Origin of the sequence: Streptomyces sp. NBC_01210 (assembly GCF_036010325.1) — a bacterium.
Lineage (GTDB): Bacteria > Actinomycetota > Actinomycetes > Streptomycetales > Streptomycetaceae > Streptomyces.
This window is the reverse complement of sequence record NZ_CP108549.1, coordinates 2,556,537-2,568,610: the sequence shown is the minus strand read 5'-3', so window position 1 is coordinate 2,568,610 and position 12,074 is coordinate 2,556,537. Positions and strand designations below refer to the sequence as shown.

The following is a 12,074-nucleotide window of genomic DNA, read 5'->3' as shown; positions in this document are numbered from 1 at the left end:
CAGTCCAGAAGCATCGACGCAGAAGATCCTGACACCGGGGTAATCCGTGAAAAAGCTCTCCGCACGACGACGCCATCCGCTGACGGCGGTCGTCGTCCTACTCCTCGCGCTGGCGGCCACTGGGGGGCTGTACGCCGCGTTCGCACCCGCGGACAAGGCGCAGGCCGATGAAACCGCCCAGTCCCTCGCCATCGAGGAGGGCCAGAAGCTCTACACCGTCGGCTGCGCCAGCTGCCACGGGACCGGCGGACAGGGGACCTCTGACGGCCCGAGCATCGTCGGCGTGGGCTCCGCCGCTGTCGACTTCCAGGTCGGCACGGGCCGGATGCCCGCCCAGCAGCCCGGCGCCCAGGTGCCGGCGAAGAAGGTCATCTACTCGCAGAGCGAGATCGACCAGCTCGCGGCTTACGTGGCCTCCCTCGGCGCCGGCCCGATCAGGCCGACCGAGAAGCAGTACAGCCCGGAAGGTGCGGACATCGCCAGGGGTGGCGACCTGTTCCGTACCAACTGCGCCCAGTGCCACAACTTCACGGGTGAGGGCGGTGCCCTGACCAACGGCAAGTACGCCCCGAACCTTGAGGGCGTGGACCCCAAGCACATCTACGAGGCCATGCAGACCGGCCCGCAGAACATGCCCTCCTTCCCCGACACCACGCTGCCGGAGAAGGAGAAGCAGGACATCATCGCGTACATCAAGACGGTGAACGGCGACGACTCCGAGAGCCCCGGCGGTCTCAAGCTCGGTGGCCTCGGCCCCGTCAGCGAGGGTCTGTTCGGCTGGATCTTCGGTCTGGGTGCGCTGATCGCAGTCGCCATCTGGGTCGCGGCCCACACCGCTAAGGCCAAGAAGTCATGAGCAGCCAAGAGAATCCAGAAGAGAACCTGCCGACAGAGCAGGGCTCCGCGCACGGCGCGGTAAAGGTCGCGGACGATCCGTTCGCGGACCCGGGGCTGCCGGCCCACAAGCCGCGCATCCAGGACATCGACGAGCGGGCCGCCAGGCGCTCCGAGCGTGCTGTCGCCTTCATGTTCACGCTGTCGATGCTGGCCACGATCGGCTTCATCGCGTCGTACGTGATCTTCCCGGTCGACAAGATCGTCTTCATCTTCCCGTTCGGGCATGTGAGCGCGCTCAACTTCTCCCTGGGTATCACCCTCGGTGTGGCGCTCTTCAGCATCGGCGCGGGAGCGGTCCACTGGGCCCGCACCCTGATGTCCGATGTGGAGGTCGCCGACGAGCGTCACCCCATCGCGGCCGAGCCCGAGGTCAGGGCCAAGGTCATGGCCGACTTCGCCGCGGGCGCGGAGGAGTCCGGCTTCGGCCGGCGCAAGCTGATCCGCAACACCATGTTCGGCGCGCTGGCCCTGGTGCCGCTCTCCGGTCTGATGCTGCTGCGGGACCTCGGGCCGCTGCCCGAGCAGAAGCTCCGCAAGACGATGTGGGCCAAGGGCAAGCAGCTCATCAACATGAACACCCATGAGCCGCTGCGTCCCGAGGACGTCGCCGTGGGTTCGCTCACCTTCGCCATGCCCGAGGGCCTGGAGGAGCACGCGGAGGACTTCCAGAAGCAGATCGCCAAGGCGGCCCTGATGATCGTCCGGATCCAGCCGGACGAGATCAAGGACAAGCGCGAGCTCGAGTGGTCACACGACGGCATCGTGGCGTTCTCCAAGATCTGCACGCACGTCGGCTGCCCGATCAGCCTGTACGAGCAGCAGACGCACCACGTGCTCTGCCCGTGCCACCAGTCCACTTTCGACCTCTCCGACGGCGCCCGCGTCATCTTCGGCCCGGCCGGTCACGCCCTTCCGCAGCTGCGGATCGGTGTGAATGACGATGGAAACCTCGAGGCGCTCGGCGACTTCGACGAGCCCGTCGGTCCTTCCTTCTGGGAGCGCGGATGAGTACTGCGAGCGACGACAAGAACCGCAAGGCGCCCGCAGGTGAGCGGGTCGCCGACTGGGCGGACGGCCGGCTCGGGATCTACTCCCTGGCCAAGGCCAACATGCGGAAGATCTTCCCGGACCACTGGTCCTTCATGCTGGGTGAGATCGCGCTCTACAGCTTCATCATCATCATCCTCACGGGTGTGTATCTCACGCTGTTCTTCCACCCGAGCATGAACGAGGTGGAGTACCACGGCACGTATGTCCCGATGCAGGGCATCCGGATGTCCGAGGCGTATGCCTCGACCCTGGACATCAGCTTCGACGTCCGCGGTGGTCTGCTGATCCGGCAGATCCACCACTGGGCGGCGCTGATCTTCGTCGCGGCCATGCTCGTGCACATGATGCGCGTCTTCTTCACGGGCGCCTTCCGCAAGCCGCGCGAGATCAACTGGCTCTTCGGCTTCCTGCTGCTGGTGCTCGGCATGTTCACCGGCTTCACCGGCTATTCGCTCCCGGACGACCTGCTCTCCGGTACAGGTGTGCGCTTCATGGAAGGCGCGATCCTGTCGATGCCGATCGTCGGCACGTACATGTCGATGTTCCTGTTCGGCGGTGAGTTCCCGGGCGGTGACTTCGTCGCCAGGTTCTACTCGATCCACATCCTGCTGCTGCCGGGCATCATGATGGGCCTGCTGGTGGCGCACCTGATCCTGGTCTTCTTCCACAAGCACACGCAGTTCGCGGGCCCCGGCCGGAACAACAAGAACGTCGTCGGCATGCCGCTGCTGCCGGTCTACATGGCCAAGGCCGGAGGCTTCTTCTTCCTGGTCTTCGGTGTCATCTCGGTCCTCGCGGCCATCGCCTCGATCAACCCGATCTGGGCGCTCGGCCCGTACCGCCCGGACCAGGTCTCCACCGGCGCACAGCCGGACTGGTACATGGGCTTCTCCGAGGGCCTGATCCGTGCGATGCCCGGCTGGGAGATCAATTTCGCGGGACATACACTCGCTCTGGGTGTGTTCGTACCGCTGATGATCTTCCCGCTGATCCTGGTCGCGATCGCGGTCTACCCGTTCATCGAATCCTGGATCACCGGGGACAAGCGCGAGCACCACATCCTGGACCGCCCGCGCAACGCCCCGACCCGTACGGCTTTCGGTGTGGCCTGGCTGACCTGGTACGTCATTCTGTTGATCGCCGGTGGCAACGACTTGTTCGCCGTCTTCTTCCACCTGTCGATCAACAGCATCACCTGGTTCGCCCGGATCGCCTTCTTCGTCGCCCCGGTCATCGCCTTCGTCATCACCAAGCGGATCTGCCTGGGTCTGCAGCGGCGTGACCACGACAAGGTGCTGCACGGGCGCGAGTCCGGCATCATCAAGCGGCTGCCGCACGGTGAGTTCGTCGAGATCCACGAGCCGCTCTCGCAGGGGCAGCTGCACACGCTCACGGCGCACCACCAGTACAGGCCCGCCGAGATCGGCCCGACGGTTGACGAGAACGGTGTCGAGCGCAAGGTGAGCCGGCTGCAGAAGCTCAGGGCCAAGCTCAGCAAGGGCTACTACGGCGAGGGGAACCAGATCCCCAAGCCGACCGGCGAGGAGTACCAGGAGATCACCAGCGGCCACGGCCACCACTGATCGCCCCTGACGATCCGAGCTGATCGCCACAGCGGGAGCCCCGTCCACTCGATGGACGGGGCTCTTCGCCGTCTGCGGGGCTGGATAGGGTGGACCCATCCCTATTCGGCTGTGGACCCTGGAGTGGACCATGAACGTTGTGACCCCGGTTGGCGGCGACAGCGTGGCGGACCTCTCCTGGCCCCGCGTACTGGAAGCTCTTCTCAGCAACCGTGACCAGGGCGCCGACGCCACCGCCTGGGCCATGGACCGCATCCTCAGCGGCGAGGCGACCAACGCCCAGATCGCCGGTTTCGCGGTCGCGCTGCGGGCCAAGGGCGAGACGGTCGAGGAGATCTCCGGTCTCGTACGGACCATGTACGAGCACGCGAACCTGATCGAGGTGCCGGGCCCCAGCGTCGACATCGTCGGCACGGGCGGTGACGGCGCCAAGACCGTGAACATCTCCACGATGTCCGCGATCGTCGTCGCCGGAACGGGCGCGAAGGTCGTCAAGCACGGAAACCGCGCCGCGTCATCGGCGAGCGGCGCCTCCGACGTACTGGAGAAGCTCGGCGTCAATCTCGAGCTCACCCCGCAGCGGGTGGCCGAGGTCGCGGAAGAAGCGGGGATCACCTTCTGCTTCGCGGTGAAGTTCCACCCGGCGCTGCGGCATGTGGCGGCCGCCCGCAAGGAGCTGGGTATCCGCACCACGTTCAACTTCCTCGGCCCGCTCACCAACCCGGCGAGGGTGAAGGCCCAGGCCACCGGTGTCGCGGACGCCCGGATGGCGCCGATCCTGGCCGGGGTGCTCGCCGAGCGCGGCTCCTCGGCGCTGGTCTTCCGCGGCGACGACGGTATGGACGAGCTGACGACGACGGCCACTTCCCGGGTGTGGGTGGTGCGGGACGGGGCGGTGCGCGAGGAGGCCTTCGACCCCCGGGACGTCGGCATCGACATGGTGCCCGTGAAGGCCCTGCGGGGCGCGGACGCCTCGTACAACGCCGATGTCGCGCGCCGGCTGCTGAGCGGCGAGGGCGGGCCCGTACGGGACGCGGTGCTGCTCAACGCGGCTGCGGCTCTGGTGGCGCTGGAGCCGACGGACCGCAGCCTGAACGAGCAGCTCGCGGCGGGCATCGCCAAGGCCGCCACTTCGATCGACTCGGGCGCGGCCAAAGCGGCACTCGAGCGGTGGATCGCCGCCAGTAACGCCTGAGAACGCCTGAGCCCGCAGTGGCGCGACGCAAGGCGCGGTTCCCTTCCCTGTCTCAGGAACTGGACCGCGCCTTGCGCGTTGTGGGTCGTATGGCAGGATGCTCTTCAAGGTCATGAGTGACAGCGATTTAGGCCCCGGCTCGCTGTCCGGCAACCCTCCGTCCGTGGCGGGGTGCCCCGGGTGAAGACCAGGCCGTAGGCAGAGAGGTCTACGGCAAGCGCGGACCCCTGCACACCCTGGGGTCCTGGTCCTCAAGGGAGCAGTCTCGTGAGCAAGCGAATGCGATAGGGCTGATCAGCCCCTTCTTCAGCAGACCCTCACTTCACGCGATCGCCGTGACATGCGAGGGCAATCCCCGTACACAGAGCCTTCACCTGGCTGCCGTGCGGGTTCGTCGAAGCCATTCCGCCTTGTCCTGCCGGGAGATACCGCCATGTCCGCACGCCCGAACACCGTTGAGACCGCCACCGCCACCGCTGCTTCCTCCGAGTCCGCCGACCCCGCCTGCGCAGCGCCGCTTCCGGTCCTCGGCCGCGATGTGACCGTTCCGCTCGTCACCGGCGGCGAGGTCACGTACGCGGCCCTCGACTACGCGGCGAGCGCCCCGGCCCTGCAGCGGGTGTGGGACGACGTGGCCGCCTACGCCCCTTACTACGGCAGCGTGCACCGCGGCGCCGGGTACCTCTCGCAGCTCTCCACCGACCTCTTCGAGAACAGCCGCGCGACGGTTGCGGAGTTCCTCGACTGCCGCGCCGGCGACCAGGTCGTCTTCACCCGGTCCACCACCGACTCGCTGAACCTGCTGGCCGCCGCGCTCCCCGCCGACTGCCAGGTCTTCGTCTTCGAGACCGAGCACCACGCCTCGCTGCTGCCGTGGCGCGACGCCCGGGTGACCTACCTCAACGCGCCGCGTACGCCGGCCGAGGCCGTCGGGACGCTGGAGCGCGCGCTCGCCGACCGCACCGCATCTGCCGGCGAGGAGTACGGGCCCGCCCTGGTCTGTGTGACCGGAGCGTCGAATGTCACCGGTGAGCTGTGGCCGGTCAAGGAGCTGGCGGCCGCTGCCCATGCCCATGGCGCGCGGATCGTGCTCGACGCCGCTCAGCTCGCGCCCCACCACCCGGTCTCCGTACAGGAGTTGGACGTCGACTGGGTCGCCTTCTCCGGGCACAAGCTGTACGCGCCGTTCGGCTCGGGTGTGCTCGCGGGCCGCGCGGACTGGCTGCAGGACGCGGAGCCGTACCTCGCGGGCGGCGGTGCGTCCCGCAAGGTCGCCCGGCGTACGGACGGCGGCGTGGATGTCGACTGGCACACCACGGCCGCCCGGCACGAGGCCGGTTCGCCGAACGTCATCGGCGTGTACTCCATCGCCTCCGCCTGCAAGGCGCTCACCGAGGCCGGCTTCGACAGCCTCGTCGCCCGTGAGCAGCAGCTGGTCGCCAAGGTCCGTACGGGTCTGGCGGAGGTGGAGCAGGTCAAGGTGCTCTCGCTCTTCGGGGACGATGCGCCGCGCGTCGGCGTCATCTCCTTCGTCGTCGAGGGCTGGAACAGCTCGCACTTCGCGGCCGCGCTCTCGGCGGAGTACGGCATCGGGGTACGGGACGGACTCTTCTGCGCCCACCCGCTGGTGCGGACCCTGCTGGGCAGCGACCCGCAGGACCCGGGCGAGTGCGGCGCGCCGGAGGCGGAGCCGGGCGAGCGTTCGCTCAACGCGATCCGGGTCAGCTTCGGCGCCGGTACGCCGGACGAGCATGTGGAGCGTTTCGTACGTGCGGTGAAGGAACTCGTCAGCGACGGTGCGCAGTGGAACTACCGCACGGAGGACGGCCGCTGCGTTCCGGCTGTCTGAGCCCGGCCGTCTGAGCCCGGCTGTCCGAGCCCGAACGGACGACGAAGCCCCCGGCCGGTCCGGGGGCTTCGCCGTGTCGCAGGCGTTACGCGTCGAGGCCGATCGCGAAGGCCGCCTCGAGGTCGTGCTGCGAGTACGTACGGAAGGCGACATGTGTGTCGGTCCCCTCGACGCCCGGGATCCTGCTGATCCGGCCGGGGATGACATCCGCGAGATCGTCGTGCTTGGCCACCCGCACCATGGCGATGAGGTCGTACGTACCGGTGACGGAGAAGACTTCGCTGACGCTGTCCAGCGCGGCGATCGACTCGGCGATCTCGGGGATCCGGTCCACGCTGGTCTTGATGAGCACGATCGCGGTGATCACGGTTGGCTTTCTCCCTCGGTGGCCGCTGCTTGGGCCTTCACTCTAGTCCCATGCCGGAAACGTCCCCAGGCGTAGAAAAAGCCCGTCCCGAACCCCACCAGATGTGCGAGATAGGCGACGCCCGGGCCACTGCCCGCGCTCCGCGCCGCCAGCCATTGCAGGACGAACCAGAAGATCAGCACGATCCAGGCGGGGAAGCGCAGCGGAAGGAAGAAGAGGAACGGGAAGAGACTGGTGACCCGGGCCTTCGGGAAGAGGTAGAGGAAGGCGCCGAGCACGCCCGAGATCGCCCCGGAGGCTCCCACCAGGGTCTGCTCGGAGCCGGCGTTGGCCGCCGCGTAGGCGAGCAGCGCCAGATAGCCGCAGCCCAGATAGAAGAGAGCGAACTCCAGCTGCCCCATCCGTTCCTCGGCCATCGCCCCGAATACGTACAGGAAGAGCATGTTGCCCAGCAGGTGCAGCCAACTGCCGTGGACGAAGAGGGCGGTGAGGGGGGTGATCAGCGCCCGGGAGGAGGAGCTGCTCATCAGGTCGACGGGGATCACGCCCCAGCGCTCGAAGTATGTGCTCTGCGCGGAGAGCAGCGCGTCACCGGTGCCGTACACCGGATCGAGTCCCGAGACGGGGCTGAGGACGAACACCGCGCAGCAGACGGCGATCGCGCCGTACGTCATCGCAGGTCCCGAGGCCGCGCCCCGGACCGCACCCCACCAACCGATCATGGACAGAGCATGGCGTAGTGGGGCTGAACGGTACAGAGCGCCTCGCCGCGTCAACGGGGACCCGCGAGGCCGTAGGGTTACAGGCAGTACATCCGCAGTTCGACGGCGCACAGCGGCACCCGCACTCGCACCACGAAAAAGGACGGCACGATGACGACGGTTCCCCCGGCGACGGCCGAGACCCGCTGGCGCTGCACGCTCTGCGGCAACCTCACCCGCTTCGATGTCACCCGTTCCTCGAAGGTCGTCGAATACGTCCATCTGGACCTGGCCGGAGAGCCGACGGTCGAGGAGCGCGAGGTGGTCAGTGAGACCATCGAGTCGGTGCGCTGCCGGTGGTGCAATGCGGTGGACCAGATCGAGCTGGTGGACAGGCCGGGCGCTGCTTCCTGACGGAGCGGCCCGAACGGGTAGTGGGGTGACGGATTGTGGAGCAGCCTGCAAGCGGCGATGAGCCGGCCGGTGCGGCCGGTGACGCCGCCGAGGCGCTCGACCGCCCGCTGCCGGAAGGCGTACGGCGCAGGGTCATGGCGCTGGTCTCGGACGCGTTCGGCGGCCTGACCGTCGCCGAACTTCCGGCCCAGTTGAGACAGTACGCCCGTTTCACCCCGACCCGGCGTGCCAAGTACGCCGGTAATGCGATGGCCGCAGCGCTGGAGAGCGACCCGGTCTTCCGGCAGCGCATCGGCGAGCGGCTCAGCCAGGCCCAGCCCGAACTGTCCCGGGCGCTGGAGTCCGGATCGCCGCCCGCGGCCGCCGATCCTGTCGATGTGGCGGCCGCCGCCTATGTCCTGCGGCCCACCGGATGGGTGAAACTCGTCGCCGCCGCGGGCGAGGAGGCGCAGCGGGCGGACGCCGAGCGCGCCGACGAGGCGGGCAGGCGCGAGCTGGAGCGGCTGCGCGAGGAGCTCGCCGAGGCACGCGGTCAGATCAAGAGCGAGACCGAGCGGCTGCGTACGGAGCTGGAGACGGCCCGCAAGGAAGCCGAGGCGCTGCGCCGCAAGCTGCGCAGTGCCCAGAGCGATGTGAAACGCGGTGAGGCCGCGCTGCGCCGCAGGGATGCCGAGACCGAGACGATCAAGTCGGAGGCTGCCGCCCAGGTGTCGTCGGCCGAGAGCGAGGGCCGACGGCTGAAGGCGCGTCTCGCCGAGGCCGACGCGACCGTGGAGGCCGGCCGCCGGGCCGCCCGCGAGGGCCGCTCGATCGAGGACATGCGGCTGCGGCTGCTGCTGGACACGGTGCTCGACGCGGCCCAGGGGCTGCGCCGCGAGCTGGCCCTGCCGCCCGCCGGCATCCATCCCGCGGACACGGTCGACGCGGTCGAGCCGGGCCGGATGTCACCCAAGGACATCGCGGCCCGTGCGCTTTCCGAGACCGATCCCGCCCTGCTCGAGCAGCTGCTCGCGCTGCCGCAGGCGCATCTGGTGGTGGACGGCTACAACGTCACCAAGACCGGCTATCCGACGATGCCGTTGGAGAAGCAGCGACTGCGGCTGCTCGGCGGGCTCTCGATGCTCGCGGCGCAGACCGGTGCCGAGATCACCTGTGTCTTCGACGGTGCGGAGCTGGCGGCGCCGGTGCTGCTGGCTCCGCCGCGCGGGGTGCGGGTGCTGTTCTCGAAGGCGGGCGTGACCGCGGACGAGCTGATCCGTCAGCTGGTACGGGCGGAGCCGCCGGGCCGGCCCGTGGTGGTGGTCTCCACCGACCGCGAAGTCGCCGACGGAGTGGCGAAGGCCGGCGCCAGGCCGGTCGCGTCCGCCTTGTTGCTGAAGCGGCTTTCGCGCGTCTAGTAACTGCTGCGCCAAATGCCCGAATTAGCTATTTCTCTGACGGACGTAGTGTCAAGTGGCCGCTACTACGCGTGTGATGTATGTAAAGAATGTGCTCGGGGAAGCAGATTTTTCTCATCAGGATTTGAACTGATCACAAGAAGGTCACTAGGGTCGGGCCTCGAACCTTCGCGCGGTTGATTGCCCATCCGGGGCGACAGCGAAGGAACCGCCGAGTTCGTACAGTTCATCCCTTTTTCTCCCAGGGAAATGAAGTGCGGACGCCGGGGATTCAACCCCCCACAGCCCGGTAGGCGGCTCGAGGAAGAAGGAGCTCGCCTTCGTGGCGTCCCACCGTCGACCCAAGCAGCCGAGCCGCACCCGCGTGACCGTGCTCACCGCGACCGCCGCCGCGGCCGTAGCCCTGACCTCCCAGGCCGCCCAGGCCGACCCGAAGCCGAGCAAGAGCGAGGTCAAGGAGAAGGTCGACAAGCTCTACGAAGAGGCGGAGAAGGCCACCGAGAACTACAACGGGGCCAAGGAGCAGCAGGCGAAGCTCGACAAGGAGATCGACGCGCTGCAGGACAAGGTCGCCCGCGGTCAGGACGAGCTCAACACCCTGCGCGACGGCCTCGGTTCGGTGGCCAGCGCCCAGTACCGCTCCGGTGGCATCGACCCCGCCGTGCAGCTCTTCCTCTCCGCCGACCCGGACAGTTACCTGGACAAGGCCTCCGCGCTGGACCAGCTGGGCGCCAAGCAGACCGAGGCGCTCGCCGAGATCCAGGCGAAGCAGCGGACCCTTGCGCAGCAGCGCAAGGAGGCCCAGGACAAGCTCGGCGACCTGGCCGACACCCGCAAGCAGCTCGGCGAGAAGAAGAAGGAAGTCCAGACCAAGCTCGCCGCCGCGCAGAAGCTCCTCAACTCGCTCACCGCGCAGGAGCGCGCCGCGCTCTCGGCCGACGAGTCCCGCGCCAACCGCGACAACTCGCGTGCGGACCTCGGCAATGCGGTCCCGGCCTCGCAGCGGGCGTCCGCCGCGTTCTCCGCCGCCCAGAGCAAGATCGGTTCGCCGTACGTCTACGGCGCCTCCGGCCCCAGCTCCTTCGACTGCTCCGGGCTGACCTCCTGGGCGTACGCGCAGGCCGGTGTCTCCATACCGCGCACCTCCCAGGCGCAGGCCAACGCCGGCACCCGTATCTACTCGGAGAGTGCGCTCCAGCAGGGCGACCTGGTCATCTTCTACGGCGACATGCACCACGTCGGCTTCTACGCGGGCAACGGCCAGGTGCTGCACGCCCCCAAGCCCGGCGCGAGCGTGCGCTACGAGTCGATCGGCAACATGCCGTTCCAGTTCGGCGTACGCATCTGACGCCCCCCTGATCCGTCGCTGACCCGCCTTCACATCCGCCCAAACGGGCGAATTGGGTCAACTCATGCTGACGTTGCGCCCCGTCGATGACCTGTGGTCTCCGGCGGGGCGTCACTTTATGTGCCCGGCTGGGCCTTTTGGCCGCTCCGTGTTCGCCCGGTTACTCTCTGCCGCGCAACATCCTCGTTACAGCGGAAGGGAGCGCGGCCCGTGGCGTCCCATCGCCGACCCTCACAGTCCGGCCTCACTCAGAGCGCTCGGGTCACCGTCCTGTCCGCCGCGGCGGCAACGGCCGCGGCGGCCCTCGGCGCCGCACCGGCGAGCGCCGACCCGCACGACGCCACCGAAGCCGGCCGGACCAAGGTCGACCGGCTGTACGAGGAGGCCGAGCAGGCCACCGAGCACTTCAACAAGGCCGGTGAGCGGATGGCGCGGCTGCGTGAGCAGGTGGCGCAGGCGCAGGACAGCGTGGCCCGCGGCCAGGAGCGCATCAACCGGATGCGGGGAGCGCTCGGTTCGGTGGCGGGCGCGCAGTACCGCTCGGGCGGTATCGACCCCGCGCTCGCGTTACTGCTCTCCGCGGACCCGGAGACCTACCTCGACAAGGCCCAGACCTTGGATCGCATCAGCGAGCGCCAGACGACCGCCCTGCACGATCTCCAGCGGGCGCAGCGCAAACTCGGCCAGGAGCGCGCGGAGGTCACCCGCGACCTCACCGAGCTGGAACGGAGCCGGACCGCCGCCGCCCACCACAAACGCACCGTCGAGCGCAAGCTCACTGAGGCGCAGCGGCTGCTGAACTCCCTCCCGTCCGCGGAACGCGCGGCCTTCGACCGGGTCTCCCGCTCGGGCCGCGGCTCCATGCCCGAACTCTCCGACCTCGCGCCCGCTTCGGCACGGGCGGCCGCGGCCGTGAGGGCGGCCCGCAGCGCCGTCGGACGGCCCTATGTGTGGGGCGCCAACGGGCCGTCCGGTTTCGACTGTTCGGGGCTGATGCAGTGGTCGTACGCCCAGGCGGGAGTCGGGCTGCCGCGCACCTCGCAGGCGCAGCGGTACGCCGGCCGACAGGTATCCCTGGAGGAGGCGCTCCCCGGTGACCTGGTGGCATACCGCAGCGATGCCAGCCATATCGCGATGTACATGGGCAACGGGCAGGTGGTGCATGCCCCGTACCCGGGCGCGCCGGTGCGCTACGACCCGGTCGCCATGATGCCGATCTCTTCGGTGACGCGCGTCTGACCGCTCCGCGTTCCGTACGATCGGCAGGGTGGCA

General features: G+C 68.7%; 11 protein-coding genes and 1 riboswitch. Of the genes, 9 read left to right on the top strand and 2 right to left on the bottom strand.

The features are described 5' to 3' along the window. Positions 1 to 46: 46 nt before the first annotated feature. The 5 genes from qcrC to OG735_RS11680 all read left to right on the top strand — a co-directional run bounded on the left by qcrC (position 47) and on the right by OG735_RS11680 (position 6,574). Complete coding sequence (gene qcrC, locus OG735_RS11700; RefSeq protein ID WP_327323086.1) at positions 47 to 856, top strand: cytochrome bc1 complex diheme cytochrome c subunit; 810 nt, start codon at positions 47 to 49, stop codon at positions 854 to 856. After that, positions 853 to 1,905, top strand: a complete 1,053-nt coding sequence (gene qcrA / locus OG735_RS11695; protein WP_327323085.1) for a cytochrome bc1 complex Rieske iron-sulfur subunit — start codon at positions 853 to 855, stop codon at positions 1,903 to 1,905. The genes qcrC and qcrA overlap by 4 nt, the downstream gene beginning before the upstream one ends. Next, positions 1,902 to 3,530, top strand: a complete 1,629-nt coding sequence (qcrB, locus tag OG735_RS11690) for a cytochrome bc1 complex cytochrome b subunit (RefSeq protein ID WP_327323084.1) — start codon at positions 1,902 to 1,904, stop codon at positions 3,528 to 3,530. Before qcrA ends, qcrB begins: the two co-directional genes overlap by 4 nt. Before the next feature lie 130 nt (positions 3,531 to 3,660). Then, complete coding sequence (gene trpD, locus OG735_RS11685) at positions 3,661 to 4,725, top strand: anthranilate phosphoribosyltransferase (RefSeq protein WP_327323083.1); 1,065 nt, start codon at positions 3,661 to 3,663, stop codon at positions 4,723 to 4,725. A gap of 108 nt (positions 4,726 to 4,833) precedes the next feature. Continuing rightward, positions 4,834 to 4,951: riboswitch (SAM riboswitch) on the top strand. 207 nt (positions 4,952 to 5,158) lie between these two features. Beyond that, on the top strand, positions 5,159 to 6,574 hold the full coding sequence (locus OG735_RS11680) for an aminotransferase class V-fold PLP-dependent enzyme (RefSeq protein ID WP_327323082.1): 1,416 nt from the start codon (positions 5,159 to 5,161) through the stop codon (positions 6,572 to 6,574). A gap of 85 nt (positions 6,575 to 6,659) precedes the next feature. Here OG735_RS11680 and OG735_RS11675 read toward each other — a convergent pair whose 3' ends face one another. Together OG735_RS11675 and OG735_RS11670 are read right to left on the bottom strand one after the other, a co-directional pair. Continuing rightward, the gene (locus OG735_RS11675) at positions 6,660 to 6,941 is read right to left on the bottom strand and encodes an Lrp/AsnC family transcriptional regulator (RefSeq protein WP_327323081.1); all 282 of its coding nucleotides are present in this window, start codon (positions 6,939 to 6,941) and stop codon (positions 6,660 to 6,662) included. Next, on the bottom strand, positions 6,938 to 7,663 hold the full coding sequence (locus OG735_RS11670; RefSeq protein WP_327323080.1) for a rhomboid family intramembrane serine protease: 726 nt from the start codon (positions 7,661 to 7,663) through the stop codon (positions 6,938 to 6,940). The genes OG735_RS11675 and OG735_RS11670 overlap by 4 nt, the downstream gene beginning before the upstream one ends. Positions 7,664 to 7,813: 150 nt before the next feature. Here OG735_RS11670 and OG735_RS11665 point away from each other — a divergent pair, with 150 nt between their 5' ends. From OG735_RS11665 to OG735_RS11650, 4 genes are all read left to right on the top strand, one after another. Then, complete coding sequence (locus OG735_RS11665) at positions 7,814 to 8,056, top strand: hypothetical protein (RefSeq protein WP_327323079.1); 243 nt, start codon at positions 7,814 to 7,816, stop codon at positions 8,054 to 8,056. Between the two features lie 35 nt (positions 8,057 to 8,091). Then, positions 8,092 to 9,453 (top strand): NYN domain-containing protein, encoded by a 1,362-nt coding sequence (locus OG735_RS11660; protein ID WP_327323078.1) that lies wholly within the window; start codon positions 8,092 to 8,094, stop codon positions 9,451 to 9,453. 322 nt (positions 9,454 to 9,775) lie between these two features. Continuing rightward, complete coding sequence (locus tag OG735_RS11655; RefSeq protein WP_327323077.1) at positions 9,776 to 10,801, top strand: C40 family peptidase; 1,026 nt, start codon at positions 9,776 to 9,778, stop codon at positions 10,799 to 10,801. Positions 10,802 to 11,011: 210 nt separating this feature from the next. Continuing rightward, positions 11,012 to 12,040, top strand: a complete 1,029-nt coding sequence (locus OG735_RS11650; protein ID WP_327323076.1) for a C40 family peptidase — start codon at positions 11,012 to 11,014, stop codon at positions 12,038 to 12,040. Positions 12,041 to 12,074: the final 34 nt, after the last annotated feature.